Raw genomic sequence first — 20,427 nt, 5'->3', positions numbered from 1 at the left:
CTTCCGCGCCAGATGTGTCACAGGTTTCCCAATATACAAGGCCCAGGATAAGCCCACGGGGGAGGTGGGGAGCGTATTGAGGTATGCGCTTCGCCATTATGCTAACTTGGTTAGCGCTATCGAGAGACGATGTTGACCGGAAGGAGACACCCTATGAACGCCGGGCCTGCCACCACGCTCGTCTGGTTCCGCGACGATCTCCGCCTCGCCGACAACGCTGCACTTCAGTGGGCTGCGCAACGGGGTCAGGTCATTGCGGTCGTCATCGACGAGGATGCCGCTGCCACCGGAGCCCGCCCGCGCGGTGCCGCGGCATCCTGGTGGCGCGACCGGAGTCTCTCACAGCTCTCCGCGCGTCTGCTCGACCACGGTGTCCGGCTGCTCCACCTGGCGGGGGACCCGGTGGAGATCATGACGACCCTTCCCGGCATCCTCGACGTGGACGCGGTCGTGTGGAACCGGCGGTACGAGGAACCGCTTCGGGCCGTCGACCGTCGCGTCAAGGACATTCTGCAGGGCGGTGGCAACGAAGTCCACAGCTTCCCCGGCCACCTGCTCACGGAACCCTGGCAGATCACCACCGGGGAGGGCCGACCCTACCGGGTCTTCACCCCGTACTCCCGTGCCGCGGCGCCGGTCGCCCAGGACGCGGTGGAGCGGTTCGTGGAAGCCACGGCGCAGGCGCCCGATGCACTGCACGGTCCCGAGGGGGATCTTCCCGAGGTCCCGTTCCCCTCGGTCCGGTCGTCGGCCGCTGCGTCGTGGACCGCGACTTTGGCGGCCCACTGGACACCGGGTGAGGAAGCGGGGCAGGCGACCCTCGCTGCGTTCGTGACAGGTGACCGGAGGACGACGGCGACCGGTAGCCCCGGTTACGCCGACGGGCGTGACATCCCGGATTCCGACGCGACCACCAGGCTCTCCCCGCACCTGCGTTTCGGTGAGGTCAGCCCGCACCGGGTGTGGTTCGCGGTGGCCCGTGCCGTGGCCGCCGGTGACCTGCCTGTCGCAGACGGCACGTCACTGCACAGCGAGCTGTTGTGGCGGGACTTCGCGTGGCAGCGCCTCTACCATCGGCCCGATCTCGCGTCCCGGTGTGTCCGTGGACAGTTCACGCAGTTCCCGTGGCGGTGGGACGACTCCTTGCCCGGCGACGCGATGCGCCTCGGTGGCCGAACGGCTCTGGCGGAGGAACTGTCGGCGTGGCGGTCCGGGACTACCGGTATTCCACTGGTGGACGCAGGGATGCGGGAACTCTGGGCCACAGGCTGGATGCACAACCGGGTGCGGATGGTGGTGGGCAGCTTCCTCACGAAGAATCTGCTCATCGACTGGCGGCACGGTGAGCAGTGGTTCTGGGACACCCTCGTCGACGCAGACCCTGCGTCCAACCCGTTCAACTGGCAGTGGATCGCCGGATGCGGCGATGACGCCTCCCCGTACTTCAGGATCTTCAACCCGGAGACCCAACGCAGGAAGTTCGACCCGGATCTCAGGTACGTCAACCGCTGGATCCCGGACCTCGCAGCTCGGACGGAGGGCCGTACGGAGCTGTATCCGCCGCCGCTGGTCGACCTCGGAGAGTCGAGGCGACGCGCACTGGACGCCTACGAACAGGTCACCGCTGAGTGAACTGGACCCGTCAACACCAAGGAGATCATGTGAGCACCCTCGTCAACGAACAACCGGTCGACGCGTTGTTGTTCCTGTCCTTCGGCGGACCTGAGCGGGCGACGGACGTCGTCCCTTTCCTGGAGAACGTCACCCGTGGACGAGGAATACCCCGCGAACGTCTGGAGGTCGTCGGTGAGCATTACTTCGCGCTCGGCGGCCGCAGCCCCCTCAACGACCTGAACCGGGAGATGATCGGCAACATCGGGGATGAACTCGCCTCACGTCACCGTGACCTGCCGGTCTACTTCGGCAACCGGAACTGGCATCCGATGGTCGAGGACACCGTGGAACGGATGGCCGACGACGGTATCCGTAACGCGCTCGTCTTCGCGACCTCGGCCTGGGGTGGATACTCCGGGTGCCGCCAGTATCACGAGGACATAGCCAGAGCCCGCCGGGCGGTCCTGGAGCTCGGCAAGACTCCGCCCCGGCTTCAACGGCTGCGGCAGTTCCATGACCATCCGCTGTTGATCAACACTTTCGCCTCCGCTGTCGATGACGCCCGGCGCTCCCTCGGTGACCCGGGTGACCTCAGCGACAGGGCCGTGGACGCCGATCTTGTCTTCACCGCCCATTCCGTGCCGGTTCGTGCAGACCGGGAATCAGGTCCGGCCCAGGGTGATGGCCACCTCTACTCAGGTCAGGTCCGGGAGTCCGCACGGTTGATCCGGGCGGCGTCCTCGTTCCGAGTTGCCACGGACGCTGACGTGGATGTGGTGTGGCAGTCGCGTTCCGGTCCGCCGACAGTGCCTTGGCTGGACCCGGACATCTGCGACCATCTGCGGGACCGGGTGAGCCACGGCAACCGCCGCCCGGTGGTGCTGTGCCCCGTGGGATTCGTTTCGGACCATGTCGAAGTGCTGTGGGATCTGGACACCGAGGCGAAGGAGGTTGCCGATGAGCTGGGGATCGGCTTCCGACGGGCCGCTACTCCCGGACCGACGCGGTCCTTCGCACAACTCGTCTGCGATCTCATCGATGAGGTTGTGGTGTCTGACGGCGTATCGAACACCGCAGGTGCAGGCGACCGTTGCGGAACAGTGCCCAATTTCGGCGGTGCCGTCAACGGCTCACCGTGTGCGGTCGGGTGCTGCGGGGCCTGAACAGCGGCGGCCCACTCCTGTACGTCGGTCGCGGCGTCCTACAACTCCGTCAGGTCCAGTGAACGGTCCGCGACCGCGACGACGTCGGGATCATGCGTGGCCACCACGGTCACGCACCCCGATGCCGCAGTGACCCGGTGCAGCAGATCGGCGAGCAGCTTCGAGGACACGACGATCTCGCCGGGCCCGGTGGCAGGAGTGCCGTCGGTGATGTCCGGGGTCAGGGAACCGGAGGGGTCCATACCGAAGGTGGCATGTCCACGGTGGTGCTGTCGCTGCCGGTGACCTCGCTGCGGACCATGGAGACCCCGAGGGGTTCGGCGGCCACGTCGTCACGGGAGGTCCAGACCTCCACATCGTGTCCGGACACGGTGCTCCGGTTGAAGTCCGAGGTTCCGGTGGCGAAGGCCACGGAGTGCACGTCGAACGGTCTCAGGGCCGAGACCGTGTCGTTGCCGAGGCCGATGGTGAAGCCGGAGACCATTCCCACCAGTGCTGCGACGAGGGCGACGACGACCCCGATCATGGTGAACCGGCCCCAGGCGGAGCGCAGTTCCCGTAGGGCGATGAACACTGACATCTCACTCCTGCGACATTCTGTCGCTATGTGTGGCGCAGCCGCCCCGGACCGGAGGACGCCATTCTCAGACGGGGTCGACCGGGGCGTCGGGGGCAGCTCTGAGTCGGGCAGGGCCTGCTGGAGCTCATGCTGACCGGAGAACGCCTGCGTCAGGTTGCAGTGCACATAGGCGATGACCGCGGACCGATCCTCCACGTCAAGCCTATGACCCGCAGTCGTCGCCGGTTGCGGGGGAGTAGTCTCCCCGATGACACGGTCACCGCAGGAACCGACGGATGACTGAACCGACGGAGGTCAGAGAGGAGCCACCCATGCCCGAAGGCGATTCCGTCCTGCAGCTGTCCAACCGCATGCAGTGGATGGGTGGCCGCATACTCACCCGCTCCGACATCCGCGTCCCCCGTTTCGCCACGGAGAACCTCGCCGGACGCACCGTCACCGAGGTGTGGCCCTACGGGAAACACCTGTTCATGGACATCGGCGGGCGCGTCCTGCACACCCACCTGAAGATGGAGGGCGTCTGGTCGATCCACACCGCCGGTACCCGGTGGAGACGCCCCGGCTACACCGCCCGCGTCGTCCTCGGCTTCGCACCGCAGCATGCCGGCGGCCCGGAGATCGAGGTCGTCGGGCATTCACTGGGTTTCGTGCGTCTCTTCGACCGAGACCGGTACGGGGAAGTCGTCGCCCATCTCGGTCCTGACATCCTCGACCCGGACTGGGCGTCCACCCCGTCGGATGGCATCTCGGGACGCGACGAGGCACTGCGACGCATTCTCGACCGACCCGAACGGTCCATCGGCGCTGCGCTGCTTGACCAGCGCAATGTCGCCGGCATCGGCAACGAGTACCGGGCAGAGGTCTGCTTCCTCGGCGGCGTCGACCCACGGCGTCCCGTCGGAACGGGGGAGGTCGCCACGACCACCGCCGCGCATCTTCTCGACCTTTCACGCCGGGTGATGTGGGAGAACCGCCTGGAACCGCGGCGCCTGTTCACCGGCGACCGACGCCCCGGCATGGGCAACTACGTCTTCGGACGCGCGGAGAAGGCCTGCCGACGCTGTGGATCCCCGATCATGAAGAGCTTCCTCGGCGGGGTGGACGCCGACGGTGACGAGGGCGAGCTCGAACGCGTCATCTGGTGGTGCCCGGTCTGCCAGGCGGAGTGATCTTCCCGACCATCAGCCCCTCGCCGCGTGAGCGACCCGACAGGGTTGTTGCCCGCCGCGGACCAACCAGTCGGGTCGGTCACGCAGCAGCTCCGGAGTCGTTTCTGCGGCGCATCGCCCGGTCTACCGCGTTCTCCACGAGTTTCAGCATCGCCTGCGGATCGCGGAGATGGCTCCTGTTGAACCGGAGCACCTCCCAGCCCAGATCACGAAGCGCGTGGAACTGGTCGAAGTCGACCTCGGTCTGAGCCCCCTCGGTGTGGTGGCCCCCGTCGTAGTACAGGGCGATCTTCAACTCTTCACACCCCAGATCAGGAAGGGTCCGGGGTGTCCACCCGGCTCCGGCGTCCGGGGGAAAGTCGACCCGGATCTGTGACTTCCACCGGTATGGCGCCGGCAATGCATCCCGGACGATCAACCGCATCACCGTCTCCATCGGGGACTGTGCCCCGCCATCCGAGAGATCCAGCAACCTGGTCACCACCTTCTGCGGAATGACGCCCTTCACTGTCGTCCGGATCTCTTCGCGGGTGATCCAGGTGCACTGGGCGAAAGCGTCGAGAAACTGCACCGCCATGACATCGACCCGGGTCAGTCCGGGAACATCATGGACCCACCAGGAGTGTCGCCCGGTGATGACCGTCCACAGGCACTGCACCGCCGCGACCTGCGGTGCCACCACCTTCATTGACGGGAAACGAAGACAGGGCGTCCGGGTCTCTGTGCCCGGTGGAAGTCGCAGGAACACCGGACGCAGCGGGTGCAGTGCAGCCTTGGCCGAGGCCAGCGTCCCTTTCGGACGCCTTTCCGCGAGAAGGACAACGGGGGCGCAGTCAGCCCGGTCCCACTTGAGTCCGTACACGGCGACCGCTGCCCACCCACCGACCACAGCCTCGGGATGCACCAGGTGATTTCCCCAGGTTCTGGTGACGATGTCGAGGCCGAAGCCGTCAAACTGAGACGGGTCCCAGTCTTCCGGGGTCGGTATGACGACACCACGTGCGACAGCGGTGTAGCTGTGTCGAAGTGACCAGTCGGTGACATCGTCCCTGGCGGCGACAGTGGTGCGACTGACCGGGACGACCGTCGGCATCACCCGCCATGTGTGTGAAGGCCCCCGGCCCCGAGATCGTTCTCGCTTTCCCATGCTCCCCTGTCCCTGATTGCGCGATGATCGGCCACCCCGGTCCTGCCGGGTGCGGGGAAGTACAGCAGAGGAGGGGCGGACTGTCGAGAAAACCGTGGGTCCCTGTGGACAACTCTGTTCCGGTTTCGGTCGGTACCTGTGGAAAACCGGGGCAGCCGGACGCCAGGTTCGGGAGAGTCGAACGCCGAAGACGACTCGACAGGGTGGTCTACGTCGGGCAGACCACCCTGTCGAGTCGTTCTCGCAAGTGACGAGAGGAGCGGGGCCTGAAGCGACCTACCGCACCTACCACACCTACCGCACCCGGCGGGACCGGATGAACTCCACCAGGTCGTCGGTGGAGGCGTCGCCGGTGTCCACCGGCAGGGAACTGCCCTCGGTGAGCAGAGGGAGCAGGTCGGAGGCACGCTTCTTACCGAGCTCCACGCCCCACTGGTCGAAGCTGTTCACGCCCCACACCAGCCCCTGGACGAAGGTGATGTGCTCGTACAGGGCGATCAGTGCGCCCAGCACCCGCGGGGTGAGCTTGTCGGCGAGGATCGTCGTCGACGGCCGGTTGCCCGGCATGACCTTGTGGGGGATCAGGGACTCCTCGACCCCGGCCTCGCGCAGTTCCTCCGCGGACCGGCCGAAGGCCAGGACCTTGGTCTGTGCCAGGAAATTGGCCAGCAGCATGTCATGCATGCTCGTCGAGCCGTCGGCGGCGACCATGTCGTCCTGCGGGTTGACGAAGCCGATGAAGTCGGCGGGGATCAGGTGGGTGCCCTGGTGCAGCAACTGGAAGAAAGCGTGCTGTCCGTTGGTGCCCGGCTCGCCCCAGTAGATCTCACCGGTCTCCGTGGTCACCGCCGAACCGTCGAGGCAGACCGACTTACCGTTGGACTCCATCGTCAGCTGCTGCAGGTAGGCGGGGAAACGCCCCAGGTCCTGGGAGTAGGGGAGCACCGCGTGCGACTGCGCGCCGAGCACGCTGGTGTACCAGACCCCGAGCATGCCCATGAGCACAGGCACGTTCATCTCGAGCGGCTCGGAGGAGAAGTGGTCGTCGACCTCGCGGAACCCGGCGAGGAACTCCATGAAGTCACGCGGCCCGATCGCGGCCATGAGGGACAGCCCGATGGCGGAGTCCACCGAGTAGCGTCCACCCACCCAGTCCCAGAAACCGAACATGTGCCTGGTGTCGATGCCGAACTTCGAGACCTCTTCAGCGTTCGTCGACACGGCCACGAAGTGCTTGGCCACCACGGCACGCACGGCGTCCTCGTCGGAGGTGTCGGTGCCGAGCTTGCCCAGCAGCCAACGACGTGCAGCATGGGCGTTCGCCAGAGTCTCCGAGGTGGTGAAGGTCTTCGAGGAGATGACGAAGAGGGTGGATTCGGGGTCCAGTCCGTCGAGCTTCTCCACCAGGTCCGTAGGGTCCACATTGGACACGAAGTGCGGGGTGATGCCCGCCGTCTGGTAGGGGCGCAGCGCCTTCGCCGCCATCATCGGGCCCAGGTCGGACCCGCCGATGCCGATGTTGACGACTTCCTTGACGGTGTGGTTCGTCGAGCCGCGCCAGGCGCCCGAGCGCAGGGCCTTGGCGAAGTCACGCATCCGGCCGAGGACGTCGTGGACGTCGGCGGCGACATCCTGGCCGTCGACCGACAGGTCCTGGTCCACCGGGATGCGCAGCGCGGTGTGCAGCACCGCCCGGTCCTCGGTGACGTTGATGTGCTCGCCGGCGAACATCGCCGCGCGGTGCTTTTCCACCCCCGAGGCCTGGGCCAGGCCGGTGAGCTTCCGCAGCAGCGGGAAATCCACCAGGTTCTTCGACAGGTCGACATGCAGGGGTCCGCAGTCGAACGACAGGTCCCCGGACCGGCCGGGGTCGTCGCGGAACATGTCCCGCAGCGTGGTGTTGCGGATCCGCGCAGTCTCGTCGACCAGAGCGTTCCATTCAGGGAGGGACGTGAGTGGCGTCATGTTTTCCACGGTAACCTACTTTGCCTCGGTCTCGCCGTGGGAGACGCCGCCGCCGAGTGCGGCGAGGACGTCATCGTGCAGCAGACCGTTGGATCCGACTGCCGAACCCTGGTCAGGGCCGGGGACTCCGGACAGGGAGGTGAATGTACCCCCGGCCTCCCTCACGATGACGTCGAGTGCGGCGAGATCCCACAGGTTGACCTCGGGTTCCGCGGCGACATCCACGGTGCCCTCGGCGACCATGCAGTAGGACCAGAAGTCGCCGTAGCCGCGAAGCCGCCAGGCCGAGTCAGTGAGGGTGATCAACTCGTCACGCAGGCCGGCGTCCCGCCACCCGGTCAGGGAGGACAGGGAGACCGAGGCGTCCGCCACGTCGGCGACCTTGGAGACGTGCATCCGGCGTGCGGTGTCGGTGCCGTCGGCGCTGAAGGTGCGCCAGGCACCCATACCCTCGGCCGCCCACCAGCGCCGTGCCAGCGCGGGGGCGGAGACCACACCCACGGCGGGGACGCCGTCGACGAGCAGGGAGATCAGTGTGGCCCACACCGGAACGCCGCGGACGTAGTTCTTGGTGCCGTCGATGGGGTCCACGACCCACTGGCGTCCGGCCTTTCCGGCATCGCCGCCGAACTCCTCGCCCAGGACGGCGTCCTCGGGACGGTGGGTGGAGATGAGGTCGCGCACCTTCTGCTCGGTGGCGGTGTCCGCGTCGGAGACCGGGGTGAGGTCCGGCTTGGCATGGACCTCCAGATCGCCGGCGCCGAACCGGTCCATGGTGATGGCGTCGGCGGCGTTGGCGATGTTCAGTGCCAGATTGAGGTCGTCGGCGTACGTGTGGTTCGGGCTCGCGGCCGGGGGCTGACTCATGGCCTCCAGAATAGGCGGGGGCCGAAATGCCTGCAGTGTGAGCCCGGCGGAATCCGGGGTCCGTGCGGCGTCCCCGGTCTTCCGTCGCCGTGGCCCCCTGCGCCGGGATGGGCACCGGTGGGATCCACGGTGAGCCGGACGTGGTGCGGGAGCATCCGGTCCGTCCGGGTGATGGCGTGGAGTCGGCCCGGGCACGTCGTCGGTGACGCTCACCCGGCCGAGAACACCACCACGGACTGTCCGAGGACGGGGTAGGGGCCGGTGCCGTCCCAGGTTCCTTCTCTGGTGCTGTCCCCGGTACGACCCGAGGGGGTGGTCTCAGCATCCTGAACCACCCTGTCGGGTCGCTTCCGTGACTCGTTGAGGACGCCGGGACGCGCAGAGTCGAGTTCGAGCGTCCAGGTCCGACTGTTGTCGTCACCATCGACCGGGCCGCCGACACCCTCCTCAACACTGCCGCCCGCGCCTCCACTTCCACCTGAGGGCAGGGACACCTCGGCACCACAGCCGGTGTTCACCACCAGAGCCACGGCACCGCAGTTCGCCTCGCCGTCGGTGTCCCCCGCCGTGCCCCGCAGGATCACCCCGACCGGGCGGCCGTCGGTCGCGTGCCAGTCGGTGTCGGTCATCGGGGTGCCGTCGACGCGGAACCACTCCACGTCCCGGTGCCCGTCGGCGCGGGGCCGCCCGTGGCGGTACGCCGACTGACGTAGCACCGGCAGCCGTCGACGAAGAGCAATGAGTTCACGGGTGAAGGCCAGCAGGTCACCGTGGACCCCCGACCAGTCGACCCAGCCGGTGGGGTTGTCCTGGACGTAGGCGTTGTTGTTCCCACCCTGGCTGTTGCCCAGTTCATCACCGGCCAGCAGCATCGGCGTCCCCTGGGAAAGCAGCAGCGTGGCCAGCATCCCGCGGACACGTCGTGCCCGGGCCTCGACCACACCCGGGTCATCACTGGGCCCCTCGGCCCCGAGGTTGTCGGAGAAGTTTTCGCCGTGGCCGTCGTTGCCGTGCTCGCCGTTGGCCTCGTTGTGCCGGTCGTTGTAGGAGACCACGTCGGTGAGAGTGAAGCCGTCGTGGGCGGTGAGGAAGTTCACGGAGGTTGTCGCCGGGGCGACCGGCCAGCGCGTCGGACCGTCGAACAGACCCGCCGATCCGAGCAGCAGGGAACCCAGGTCGGTCGCGCCGGGACTGTCCCCACGCCACAGCCGGCGGATCCCGTCGCGGAACCGGTCGTTCCATTCGGCCCACGGCCAGGGGAACTGGCCGAGCCGGTAGCCGTCCGGCCCGATGTCCCAGGGCTCGGCGATGAACCGGACCTGCGAGAGCACCGGGTCCTGGGCGACGGCGCGGAAGAAGGCGGCATCCGGGGTGAATCCGGCGGAGGATCCCACCCCGACACGACCGAGGGTGGCGCCGAGATCGAAGCGGAAACCGTCGACGCCGATGTCCGTCACCCAGTACCGCAGACTGTCGGTGACCAGGCGGAGCATCGGCGGACGGTCGACGGCGAGAGTGTTGCCGGTGCCGGTGTCGTCGACGAACTCGGGTCCGTCCATGAGGTGGTAGCCGTTGTTGTCCAGGCCGCGCAGCGACAAGGTGGGGCCCAGTTCGTCACCTTCACCGGAATGGTTGTAGACGACGTCGAGGATGACCTCGATCCCTGCGGTGTGGAGGGTGTCGACGAGTTCCCGCAGTTCCCGGTCCGCGGTGACGCCGCTCCGGTCCGTGGCGTAGCGGGGTTCGGGAGCGAACCAGTTCACCGGCTGGTAGCCCCAGTAGTTCGTCAGCCCGCGGTTGACGAGGAATCGGTCGTCGATGAAGGTCTGCAGCGGCAGCAGTTCCACCGCGGTGACGCCCAGGCCGGTGAGATGGTCGATGACCGCCGGATGAGCCATGCCTGCATAGGTGCCACGCAGGTCCTCGGGCACCTCCGGGTGCGCGGCAGAAAGACCTCTGAGGTGGGACTCGTAGATGATGAGGTCGGCAGCGTCATGCCGGGGGTGTTCCGGCCGGGATGACAGGGATGACAGGGAGGACACCCCGGGGATCACACATTTCGGCACGACCGGCGCACTGTCCCGTGGGTCGGCGTCCCCGTCATCGGTGAAGCCGGACATCAGCGGATGCCAGGTCAGCGGGGATTCGATGATCCGCGCGTACGGGTCGATGAGCAGCTTGGCGTGGTTGGCGTAGCGGCCGGTGTCCGGGTCCCACACACCGTCGACCCGCAGGCCGTAGCGGTCGCCGGGCCCGGGGCCGGTGATGCGGGCGTAGCGGATTCCGCCGGAACGCCAGGGCAGGGGGACGCGCAGCTCGGTGTCTGTCCCGTCGTCCCGCGCCGTGAACAGGCAGAACTCCACGGTGGTCGCCTCCGGAGCCCACACCGCGACATTCACGGCGTCCCCGTCGACGGTCACCCCGAGCGGTGCAGGTGTGCCCCGTGAGACGGTCAGTCTGCTCACCCGACCAGCTCCCCGAAGAGGTCGGCGTAGCGGGACGCCGAGGTGCCCCAGTCCACCGGGGTGGTCATCGCGGTACGTCGCAGTCGGTCCCAGGCGTCCGCATCGCGGTACAGGTCGGCGGCCCGACCGAGGGCGAAGCCGAGACCACCGGCGTCGACCGTCCCGCCGAGGCGCACGTCACCGAAGCTGAACCCGGTGGCGGTCCCGGCATCGAGATTCTCCGGGGTGGCGTCGGTGACGGTGTCGCGCAGCCCGCCGGTCGCGGCGACGAGCGGCAGGGCACCGTAGCGCTGCCCGTAGAGCTGGGTCAGCCCGCACGGTTCGAACCGTGAAGGCACGAGCACCAGGTCCCCGCCCGCGTACATGCGGTGGCTCAGGGCCTCGTCGTAGCCGATCCACACACCCATCGCCCCGGGGTAGCGGGCGGCCAGCTCACCGAGGGCGAACTCATAGCCGGGATCGCCCGAACCGAGCACGGCGACGGTCCCGCCGGCATCGAGGAAACCGGGCAGTGCGTCACACAGCAGGTCGACACCCTTCTGGTGGGTCAGCCTGGTGACGACGACCGCCAGCGGCCCGGGGCGGTCACCGGCAGGGTCCAGCCCGAACTCGGCGAGCAGTGCCCCGCGGTTGGCGTCCTTCCCTGCGAGGTCGGACGCCGAGTAGGGCGTCACCGCGGGATCGGTGGCGGGGTCCCAGGCTGCGGTGTCGATGCCGTTGAGGATGCCGGTCATCTCACCCCGGTCCAGGCGCATCGCCGCGACCCCCTCCAGCCCGAAGCCGAACTCCGGGGTGGCGAGTTCCGTGGCGTAGCTGGGGGAGACGGTGGTGACCCGCGAGGAGTGCACCATCCCGGCCTTCAGCGTGGAGACCAGGCCGTGGTACTCCAGGGATTCCGGGTGGAAGTCCCAGGTCGGCAGCTTCAGCCGGTCGAGTTGGTCGGGGCCGAAGATGCCCTGGAAGGCGATGTTGTGCACGGTCACGACCGTGGGGACGTCACAGTCGGCGTACTTCAGGTAGGAGGGCACCAGCCCGGCCTGCCAGTCATGGGCGTGCACCAGGTCCGGACGCCACCGGTCGGTCGTGCCCTCCACCGCCAGGCGTGACCCGACCCACGACAGCGCGGCGAAGCGCACATGGTTGTCCACGTGGTCGTGGCCGTCGACGGAGTAGGGGCCGCCGGGCCGGTCGAACAGGTGCGGGGCGTCCAGCAGCATGAGGTCGAGTTCGGTGCCGCCGGCAGCGCGGTACACACCACGCCGTACCGTCGCCGGCCCACCGAAAAGGTCCTCGGTGGCCCACACCCGGCGCAGCGTCGTGCCGGCCTCGGCCAGCTTCGCGAGGACGGCCGGATAGGCGGGCAGCAGGACGCGGGTGTGCCACCCCAGGGGTTCGAGTGCGGCAGGCAGGGCGCCGACGACGTCGGCGAGACCACCGGTCTTGATCAGCGGTGCGCACTCCGAGGCGACGGAGAGGACGCGCCGGGTGCGGTGACGGGGAGACATGCCGGTCACTTCTCCAGTTCGCGGCGTCGGTCGAGCATCGGCCGGGTCACCAGGGTGATGCCGGACTCGGTCCGGCGGAACCATCTGGCGTCCTCCTCCGGATCCTCGCCGATGACCAGCCCCTCGGGGACGACCACACCGCTGTCGACGACGCAGTTCGTCAGCCGGGCGCTGCGTTCGACCTGCGCGCCGGGCAGCAGCACCACATGGTCGAGTTCCGAGTAGGACCGCAGGCGCGTGTTGGTGAACAGCATGGAGTTCTTCACCTCGGCGCCGGAGATGATGCAGCCGCCGGAGACCGTCGACTGGACCGCGGAGCCGCGGCGTCCGTCCTCGTCGTGGACGAACTTCGCCGGCGGCACCAGTTCGGAGTAGGTCCAGATCGGCCAGGAGTTGTCGTAGAGGTCCAGGTCGGGGACAAATGCGGTGAGGTCGATGTTGGCCTGCCAGAAGGCGTCGACGGTACCGACGTCCCGCCAGTAGGGGCGGGTCTCATGACCGGTCATCACGCAGGACTCGCTGAACCGGTGGGCGTAGGCGGAGCCGTCCTTGACGATCTTCGGGATGATGTTGTGGCCGAAATCGTGGGCTGAGGTCTGGTCGGCGGCGTCCTCCCGGAGAATCTCACGTAGGAAGGACCACTCGAAGACGTAGATGCCCATGGACGCCAGGGACATGTCCGGGTGCCCCGGCATCGCCGGCGGGTCAGCCGGCTTCTCGAGGAAGTCGACGATGCGGCCGGTGACGTCGGTGTGCATGACGCCGAAACCGGACGCCTCCTCCCGTGGCACGGTGAGGCAGCCGACGGTGACCTTCGCACCGGTGTCGACGTGCTGACGCAGCATCAGCTCGTAGTCCATCTTGTAGATGTGGTCACCGGCCAGGACGATGACGTACTTCACGCCGTAGTCGTCGACGATGTCGATGTTCTGGGTGACGGCGTCCGCCGTGCCCGCATACCACTTCTCACCGGCGACGCGCTGGGACGCCGGCAGGATATCGAGGAACTCGTTGCGCTCGGCGCGGAAGAAGCTCCAGCCGCGCTGCATGTGGCGGATCAGTGAGTGTGCCTTGTACTGGGTGGCGACCGCGATCTTGCGGATACCGGAGTTCAGCGCATTCGACAGGGCGAAGTCGATGATCCGTGACTTTCCGCCGAAGTACACGGCCGGTTTCGCGCGCCGGTCGGTGAGTTCCTGGAGCCGGGAGCCGCGGCCACCGGCGAGGACGAAGGCCATGGTCTGGGCTGTCAGCCGTGGCTGGGCGCCGACGGGCATACCACCGGATTCGGGACGGGGAAGAGCTGCTGTGGTCATGGTGTTTCCTCCGTGATGTCAGGTGTGGAGTCTGGTGTGGAGTCAGGTTTCTCGACGAAGAAGATGGCGGACAGGGGTGGCAGGGTGACCAGGGCGGAGTGTTTCTCGCCGCCACAGGGCACAGCCTCGGTGGTGACGGTGCCACGGTTGCCGACGTCACCGCCGCCGTAGAAGGCCGAGTCGGTGTTGAGCGCCTCGGTCCAGGTCCCGGCGGCGGGGAAGGGCAGCCGGTAGCCGGAGCGCTCCACCGGGGTCAGGTTGAGCACCACGACCACCCGCGGGTCACCCGGGCCGCCGTGGCGTACCCAGGCGAAGACCTCGTCGGCGGCTTCCGGGGTATCCGGGGAACCGGACCCGTCGGCGTCGACGATGAGCCAGTGGAAGCCGCCCGGATCGCCGTCGCGGCGGTACAGGGCAGGTGTGGTCCGGTAGAGCCGGTTGAGATCCCGGACCAGGGACTGCACCCCGGTGTGACCGGCATCGTCCAGGCAGTTCCACTCCAGTTCACCGGCGAAGTCCCATTCGGCGACCTGGCCGAACTCGGTGCCCATGAACAGCAGCTTCTTGCCCGGATGCGCCCACATGTAGCCGTAGAAGGCCCGCATGTTCGCCAGCCTCGCCCCGTGGTCGGGGCCACCGGGCATCCGGCCGTACATCGACCCCTTGCCGTGCACCACCTCGTCATGGCTGACCGGCAGGATGAACGCCTCGGTGAAGGCGTACGTCAGCCCGAAGGTCAGCTGGTTGTGGTGGAACCTGCGGTACAGCGGGTCGCGGCCGAAGTAGGTCAGCGAGTCATTCATCCAGCCGAGATTCCACTTGTAGTCGAACCCCAGTCCGGCGGGGCGTCCGTCGGCGTCCGGTGGCTCGGTGACACCGGGGAAGGTGGTGGATTCCTCGGCGACCATCGTGGTGCCGGGGAACCCGGTGGCGGTTTCACCGGTGGTGTCCCGCAGCATGTCGATGCCCTCGTAGTTCTCGCGTCCGCCCTCGTCATTGGGCACCCACTCGCCGACGCGGCGGGAGTAGTCGCGCCACACGACCGAGGAGACGGCGTCCACCCGCAGGCCGTCGAGGTGGTACTCGTCGAGCCAGTAGAGGGCATTGGCGGTGAGGTAGTTCGCCACCTCCGGGCGCCCGTAGTTGAAGATCCAGGTCGTCCAGTCCGGGTGGAAGCCGCGGCGTGGATCGAGATGCTCGTAGAGGGCGGAGCCGTCGAACCGGCCCAGGCCGTGGGCGTCGGTGGGGAAGTGGCCGGGCACCCAGTCGGCGAGCACCGCCAGACCCTTCGTATGGGCGGCGTCCACGAAGGCAGCGAAGTCCTCCGGCGTGCCGTAGCGGTTCGTCGGCGCGTACAACCCGATCGGCTGGTAGCCCCAGGAGCCGGGGAAGGGGTACTCCGAGACCGGGAGTACCTCGATATGGGTGAAGCCCAGGTCAGCGACATAGTCGAGGAGATCCACGGCCAGTTCCCGGTAGGTCAGCGGGGTGCCGTCGGCGTGCCGGCGCCAGGACCCCAGATGGACCTCGAAGATGCTCACCGGCCGGTCCCGGTCACCGACACCGGGTGTGGTCGGGTCGCTACGACGGTTGATCCATGTGGCGTCCTTCCAGTCGTGGCGCCCGAGCCGACGCACCACCGACCCGGTCGCAGGTGCCGGCTCGGCACCGAAGCCCACCGGGTCGGCCTTCTGCGGCAGCTGCTCCCCGTGCGCGTCCAGCAGGTCGTACTTGTAGACCGCCCCCTCGCCCAGGCCGGGCAGGAACAGTTCCCACACCCCGGTCGACCCGCGCAACCGCATCGGATGGGCGGAGGCGTTCCAGGCGTCGTGGTCCCCGACCACGCTCACCCGGGAGGCCTCCGGGGCCCACACCGCGAAGTGGACGCCGTCGATCCCCTCGTGCGTGGTCACATGCGCCCCGAGCACCTCCCACAGCCTGCGGTGCGTGCCCTTACGGAGCAGCTCCTCGTCGGCCGGGCCGATGACCGGGCCGAAGCGGTAGGGGTCTTCACGGATCTCGGTGGACCCTTCGCCGTAGCCGATCCCCGGCCAGGTCACCCGCAGCCGGTAGTAGGGCAGGATCTGACCGGTGAACACGCCGGGGGCGTCCGGGAACGGGGTCAGGTCCACCTCGTCGGTGTCATTGACCACCGCGACGGAGGACGCGCCGGGGATGTACACCACGACATGGTGCCCGTCGGAGGTCGGACCGAGCACGGCGAAGGGGTCACTGAGGGTGCCGGCGACGATGTGGGCGGCGTCCTCGTCGGTGAGGACAGGGGGTGGTTGTTCCTCACGGGGAGTCACAGCGCACTCCTGACGTCCCAGATCTTCTCCATGTACTCCCGGATCGACCGGTCCGAGGAAAAGAAACCCATCCGCGCCACATTGATCAGGGCCTTTCGCTGCCACTGCGCGGGATCGCGGTAGACCTCGTCGACCCGGTCCTGGGCGGCGTCATAGGAGCCGAAGTCGGAGGCGACGAGGAACCAGTCGCTGTTCCACATGTTGTCGACCAGCCCGCCGTAGCGGTACATCTCGCCGGGGCTGAACGTACCCTCGGCGACAGCCTGCAGCACATCGCGCAGTGCCTGGCTCTGGTCGATCGCGGCACGGGAGTGGTCCGGCATCTGCCGCCGCCCGGCGACCTCGTCGGTGGTGAGGCCGAAGAGGAAGAAGTTGTCGGCGCCGACCTGCTCACGGATCTCGACGTTCGCACCGTCCAGTGTGCCGATCGTCAGCGCGCCGTTGAGGGCGAACTTCATGTTGCCGGTGCCGGACGCCTCCATGCCGGCGGTCGAGATCTGCTCGGAGAGGTCGGCGGCGGGGATGAGCTTCTCCGCCATGGAGACGTCGTAGTTCGGCGGGTAGATCACGCGCAGGTGATCGCGGGTGTCCGGGTCGTTGTTGACGACCTCGGCGACATCGTTGATCAACCGGATGATGTCCTTGGCGGCCTCGTAACTGCCCGCTGCCTTGCCACCGAAGATCTTCACGCGCGGCACCCAGCCCCTGCCGCCGTTGGTCGGATCGCGCTTGATGCGCTGCCACCGGGCGATGGTCCACAGGATATTGAGCAGCTGCCGCTTGTACTCGTGCTGACGCTTGATCTGGATGTCGTAGAGGGCGTTCACCGGCACCTCGATGTCGTGGTGCTCCTTCAGCCAGGCGACGAGGCGCTCCTTGGCCAGCCGCTTGGTCTCACCGAAGGCGTCGAGCAGGCCCGGGTCGTCGAGGTGGTCCTCGATGCCGGTGAGCCGGTCGAGGCGGGTCTCCCAGCCCTCGCCGATGGTGTCGGTGACCAGCTGCGCCAGCGGCGGGTTCGCCAGCTTCAACCAGCGACGCGGCGTCACACCGTTGGTGACGTTGAGGATCCGGCCCGGGTGCCGCTGGTCCATCACGGGGAACAGGTCCCGCTTGACCAGGTCGGAGTGCAGGGCGGAGACGCCGTTGACCTTGTGGCTCGTGACGAACGCCAGCTCGCCCATCTTCACGTGACCGTCGCCGATCAGCCCGACCCCGTAGGGGCGCGGCCCGCACAGTTCGATTTCCCGGTGGTCGAGACGCTCGATGATCTCCAGGTGACGGGGCAGGGTCTTCGCCATCAGCCCCAGCGACCAGCGCTCCAGCGCCTCCGGCAGCAGGGTGTGGTTGGTGTACCCGAGGACCTGCGTGGTGATGTCGGCGGCGGAGTCGAAGGCGAAGCCGTGCTCGTCGACGAGCAGGCGGATCAGCTCCGGACCGGCGATCGCCGGGTGGGTGTCATTCATCTGGATCGCCACGTACTCCGGCAGGCGTGACAGATCGGAGTGCGAGGTCAGGTAGCGGCGCAGGATGTCCTGCACCGAGGCCGAGGTGAGGAAGAATTCCTGGGACAGACGTAGTTCCTTGCCGCCCTCGGTCGAGTCGTTGGGGTACAGCACCTTCGACAGGGCACGCGCCATGGCCTCATGGTTGGACGCCGCGACGAACTCTCCGGCGTTGAAGCGGTCCAGGTCGAACAGGTCGGCGGTGGGCAGTGCGGCCCACAGTCGCAGCGTGTTCGCCCAGTTGCCGCCGTAGCCGATGACGGGCGTGTCATGGGCGGCGGCCCGGACCCGGGCGCGGGGGTGCCAGATGCGGCGACCGTCCCCGGCATCCTCGACATGTCCGCCGAAGCCGACGTCGTAGGCGGATTCCGGACGGACGAAGTCCCACGGGTTCTCCGTGGCCAGCCAGTCCTCCGGGGTCTCGATCTGGCGGCCGTGGTCGAAGCTCTGCTTGAACAGGCCGTGCTCGTAGCGCAGACCGTAGCCGAAACCGGGGCAGCCCAGGGTGGCCATGGACTCCATGTAGCAGGCCGCCAGCCGACCCAGACCGCCGTTGCCGAGGGCGGCGTCCGGCTCATCGTCGGTGAGCTCGGCGAAGTTCAGGCCCAGCTGATCGAGGGCTTCCCCGACGACGTCACGCAGTCCGAGGTTGATGGTGGCGTCCTCCAGAAGACGCCCGATGAGGAACTCCATGGACAGGTAGTGGACGCGCTTGCGGTCCTCGGCCCAGGTCCTGCGGGTCGACTCGAACCAGGGGGCCACCGCCCGGTCACGGATCGTGTGGGTCAGGGCTAGACGCCAGTCTGTCTTCGAGGCGTGTTCCGGGTCCTTGCCGACGGTGAACTGGAGGTGGTGCAGCAGCCACCAGCGGAAGGTGTCGGCGGTCGGCTCGGGCAGCGTGAGATCGTCGCGTTCAACGCCACGGACGGGAATTCTCTCGGACATGGGGCTCCAGGTTGTCCTCAGGGGGACACCGGCGTCACGTTCGGTGGGGCCCGGTGTCCCGACCGGATGGTTTCGTCACTCCACCTGCGATCCTAGGCGAGCCAGCCAGACGGTGCAGTCCACCGGGACCGAGGTGGTGACCCCCGGTCGGCTTGCTGCGATGACCTGCCTGTTCGCCGGAACCGGCCAGTTGTCGGCGCCCAGGTTGGCGACGATGAGAACACCCCCGTCGCCGTGGTCTGCCGTCGTGACTTCCACGGCGACGATGTCTGCGTCGGCATCGGTGCCGGTGTCGGGAACCCGCGCGGTGCCGTCGGCGAGCCCGAGCTCTCTCCGCAGTCGCAGCAGTGAACGGTAGAGCTCCAGGGTGGACGTCGCGTCCCCGGTCTGCCGGTCTACCGCCAGGTCGGCGAAGACCGCGGGCTGCGGCAGCCAGGGAGGCGTCCTCCCGTCCCCGGCCGTGGCCACCTCGTCGGCGGACCAGGGGATCGGGACGCGGCAGCCGTCGCGTCCCAGCTCGGGCTTGTCGGTGCCGTGAGTGCGGAAGAAGGTCGGGTCCTGGCGCTTGTCGTCGGGGATGTCGAGGACCTCGGGAAGGCCCAGTTCCTCGCCCTGGTACAGGTACGCCGAGCCCGGCAGACCGAGCATCAGCGTGGTGGCGGCTCGTGCCCGGCCCAGGCCGACTGTGCGGTCAGGCTCGGTCACCGGACCGGCGAGCTGGGTGGTCGCCTCCTCCGGGGCCAGTGCCAGGCGGGTGGCATGCCGGATGACGTCGTGGTTGGAGAGCACCCAGGTCGTCGGCGCGTTGACGGCGTCATTGACCCGGTAGGATTCACTGATGACCTCACGCAACGCGGCGGCGTCCCACCGGGTGTCGAGGAAGGAGAAGTTGAAGGCCTGGTGGTGCTCGTCGGGGCGGACGTACCGGGCGATCCGGTCGATCGGCTGCACCCACGCCTCGGCGACCATGATCCGTGTGTCTGCGTCTGTGCTGTAGCTGTCCAGGATCCTCCGCCAGCGACGGTAGATCTCGTGGACGCCGTCCCGGTCCCAGTAGGGCATTGAGGTGGACGCCATGGCGGTGTCGTCGGTGCAGACCTCGACATCCGGCAGTCCGGGCGCCTTGATCATCCCGTGGGCCACATCGACCCGGAAACCGTCCACACCCCGGTCCAGCCAGAACCGCAGGATGCCGTCGAACATGTCCCGTACCTCGGGGTTCTCCCAGTTCAGGTCGGGTTGGGAGGAGTCGAAGAGGTGCAGGTACCACTGGTCGCCGCCGGTCGCCCCCTCGGTCTTCGACCAGGCCGTGCCGCCGAAGTTGGACTCCCAGTTGTTCGGCGGGATGTCCCGGGCGGCCGGGTCACTGTCATCGATGTCGCGGAAGATGTAACGGTCGCGCTCCGGGCTTCCGGGCGGGGACGCCAGGGCCGCCTGGAACCATTCGTGCCGGTCACTGGTGTGGTTCGGTACGAGGTCGACGATGATGCGTAGACCCAGTTCATGGGCGGTGGCGATGAGGGTGTCGGCGTCGGCGAGGGTGCCGAAGAGGGGGTCGACATCGCAGTAGTCTGCGACGTCGTAGCCGGCGTCCTTCTGCGGGGAGGGGTAGAACGGCGAGATCCACACGGCGTCCACCCCGAGGTCGCGCAGGTAGGGCAGGTGCGCGGTGATGCCGGGCAGATCACCGAGGCCGTCGCCGTCGGAGTCCGCGAAGGACCGGGGATAGACCTGGTAGATGACGGCGTGACGCCACCAGTCGGTGGGTGTGTGGCTCATGGCGCCACCCTACGTGGCCAGGAACGACCCGGCAGGGTGGTGGTGCTGCCGGAAACCGACCGGTCGAGTCGTTCCCGGCTGAGGAGTTGGCGTGAAGGTGG

General features: G+C 67.9%; 14 protein-coding genes. 3 read left to right on the top strand and 11 right to left on the bottom strand.

Going from position 1 to position 20,427, the window contains the following annotated elements:
* Positions 1-153 precede the first annotated feature (153 nt).
* Positions 154-1,632 carry a deoxyribodipyrimidine photo-lyase gene (locus Q0A27_RS03045; protein WP_291473600.1) on the top strand — a complete coding sequence of 493 codons (1,479 nt, stop codon included), beginning with the start codon at positions 154-156 and terminating at the stop codon, positions 1,630-1,632.
* A 29-nt stretch (positions 1,633-1,661) separates the two neighbouring features.
* Complete coding sequence (locus Q0A27_RS03040; protein WP_291473599.1) at positions 1,662-2,777, top strand: ferrochelatase; 1,116 nt, start codon at positions 1,662-1,664, stop codon at positions 2,775-2,777.
* Positions 2,778-2,815: 38 nt separating this feature from the next.
* Here Q0A27_RS03040 and Q0A27_RS03035 read toward each other — a convergent pair whose 3' ends face one another.
* Positions 2,816-3,019 carry a hypothetical protein gene (locus Q0A27_RS03035; RefSeq protein WP_291473598.1) on the bottom strand — a complete coding sequence of 68 codons (204 nt, stop codon included), beginning with the start codon at positions 3,017-3,019 and terminating at the stop codon, positions 2,816-2,818.
* Positions 2,998-3,357, bottom strand: coding sequence for a hypothetical protein (locus Q0A27_RS03030; RefSeq protein ID WP_291473597.1), 360 nt, complete (start codon positions 3,355-3,357; stop codon positions 2,998-3,000). Before Q0A27_RS03030 ends, Q0A27_RS03035 begins: the two co-directional genes overlap by 22 nt.
* Before the next feature lie 311 nt (positions 3,358-3,668).
* Here Q0A27_RS03030 and Q0A27_RS03025 point away from each other — a divergent pair, with 311 nt between their 5' ends.
* Positions 3,669-4,526 carry a DNA-formamidopyrimidine glycosylase family protein gene (locus tag Q0A27_RS03025; protein ID WP_291473596.1) on the top strand — a complete coding sequence of 286 codons (858 nt, stop codon included), beginning with the start codon at positions 3,669-3,671 and terminating at the stop codon, positions 4,524-4,526.
* Between the two features lie 79 nt (positions 4,527-4,605).
* Here Q0A27_RS03025 and Q0A27_RS03020 read toward each other — a convergent pair whose 3' ends face one another.
* The 9 genes from Q0A27_RS03020 to Q0A27_RS02980 form a co-directional block, all read right to left on the bottom strand.
* Positions 4,606-5,619, bottom strand: coding sequence for a DUF559 domain-containing protein (locus tag Q0A27_RS03020; RefSeq protein ID WP_291473595.1), 1,014 nt, complete (start codon positions 5,617-5,619; stop codon positions 4,606-4,608).
* A gap of 348 nt (positions 5,620-5,967) precedes the next feature.
* Positions 5,968-7,638 (bottom strand): glucose-6-phosphate isomerase, encoded by a 1,671-nt coding sequence (gene pgi / locus Q0A27_RS03015; RefSeq protein ID WP_291473594.1) that lies wholly within the window; start codon positions 7,636-7,638, stop codon positions 5,968-5,970.
* A gap of 15 nt (positions 7,639-7,653) precedes the next feature.
* On the bottom strand, positions 7,654-8,505 hold the full coding sequence (gene hisN / locus Q0A27_RS03010; RefSeq protein ID WP_291473593.1) for a histidinol-phosphatase: 852 nt from the start codon (positions 8,503-8,505) through the stop codon (positions 7,654-7,656).
* Positions 8,506-8,714: 209 nt separating this feature from the next.
* The gene (gene glgX, locus Q0A27_RS03005; protein ID WP_291473592.1) at positions 8,715-10,970 is read right to left on the bottom strand and encodes a glycogen debranching protein GlgX; all 2,256 of its coding nucleotides are present in this window, start codon (positions 10,968-10,970) and stop codon (positions 8,715-8,717) included.
* Positions 10,967-12,475 carry a glycogen synthase GlgA gene (gene glgA / locus Q0A27_RS03000; protein ID WP_291473591.1) on the bottom strand — a complete coding sequence of 503 codons (1,509 nt, stop codon included), beginning with the start codon at positions 12,473-12,475 and terminating at the stop codon, positions 10,967-10,969. Before glgA ends, glgX begins: the two co-directional genes overlap by 4 nt.
* Positions 12,476-12,480: 5 nt before the next feature.
* Complete coding sequence (glgC, locus tag Q0A27_RS02995; RefSeq protein ID WP_291473590.1) at positions 12,481-13,791, bottom strand: glucose-1-phosphate adenylyltransferase; 1,311 nt, start codon at positions 13,789-13,791, stop codon at positions 12,481-12,483.
* Positions 13,788-16,100 (bottom strand): 1,4-alpha-glucan branching protein GlgB, encoded by a 2,313-nt coding sequence (glgB, locus tag Q0A27_RS02990; RefSeq protein ID WP_291473589.1) that lies wholly within the window; start codon positions 16,098-16,100, stop codon positions 13,788-13,790. Before glgB ends, glgC begins: the two co-directional genes overlap by 4 nt.
* Positions 16,097-18,547 carry a glycogen/starch/alpha-glucan phosphorylase gene (locus Q0A27_RS02985; protein ID WP_291473588.1) on the bottom strand — a complete coding sequence of 817 codons (2,451 nt, stop codon included), beginning with the start codon at positions 18,545-18,547 and terminating at the stop codon, positions 16,097-16,099. Before Q0A27_RS02985 ends, glgB begins: the two co-directional genes overlap by 4 nt.
* A 75-nt stretch (positions 18,548-18,622) precedes the next feature.
* A complete protein-coding gene (locus Q0A27_RS02980) occupies positions 18,623-20,326 on the bottom strand; it encodes a glycoside hydrolase family 13 protein (protein ID WP_291473587.1) in 1,704 nt (567 codons plus the stop codon).
* Positions 20,327-20,427 lie beyond the last annotated feature (101 nt).

It is taken from the genome of Corynebacterium sp., from assembly GCF_022712275.1.
In the GTDB taxonomy this organism is placed as follows: Bacteria; Actinomycetota; Actinomycetes; order Mycobacteriales; family Mycobacteriaceae; genus Corynebacterium.
This window is presented reverse-complemented; position numbering and strand designations above follow the sequence as displayed.

What these genes read in the sequence shown, in the direction of transcription:
- Q0A27_RS03045 (WP_291473600.1), top strand. Translation starts at nt 154, where the DNA reads ATGAACGCCGGGCCTGCCACCACGCTCGTCTGGTTCCGCGACGATCTC.
- Q0A27_RS03035 (WP_291473598.1), bottom strand. Translation starts at nt 3,019, where the DNA reads ATGGACCCCTCCGGTTCCCTGACCCCGGACATCACCGACGGCACTCCT.
- Q0A27_RS03030 (WP_291473597.1), bottom strand. Translation starts at nt 3,357, where the DNA reads ATGTCAGTGTTCATCGCCCTACGGGAACTGCGCTCCGCCTGGGGCCGG.
- Q0A27_RS03025 (WP_291473596.1), top strand. Translation starts at nt 3,669, where the DNA reads ATGCCCGAAGGCGATTCCGTCCTGCAGCTGTCCAACCGCATGCAGTGG.
- Q0A27_RS03020 (WP_291473595.1), bottom strand. Translation starts at nt 5,619, where the DNA reads ATGCCGACGGTCGTCCCGGTCAGTCGCACCACTGTCGCCGCCAGGGAC.
- pgi (WP_291473594.1), bottom strand. Translation starts at nt 7,638, where the DNA reads ATGACGCCACTCACGTCCCTCCCTGAATGGAACGCTCTGGTCGACGAG.
- hisN (WP_291473593.1), bottom strand. Translation starts at nt 8,505, where the DNA reads ATGAGTCAGCCCCCGGCCGCGAGCCCGAACCACACGTACGCCGACGAC.
- glgA (WP_291473591.1), bottom strand. Translation starts at nt 12,475, where the DNA reads ATGTCTCCCCGTCACCGCACCCGGCGCGTCCTCTCCGTCGCCTCGGAG.
- glgC (WP_291473590.1), bottom strand. Translation starts at nt 13,791, where the DNA reads ATGACCACAGCAGCTCTTCCCCGTCCCGAATCCGGTGGTATGCCCGTC.
- Q0A27_RS02985 (WP_291473588.1), bottom strand. Translation starts at nt 18,547, where the DNA reads ATGTCCGAGAGAATTCCCGTCCGTGGCGTTGAACGCGACGATCTCACG.
- Q0A27_RS02980 (WP_291473587.1), bottom strand. Translation starts at nt 20,326, where the DNA reads ATGAGCCACACACCCACCGACTGGTGGCGTCACGCCGTCATCTACCAG.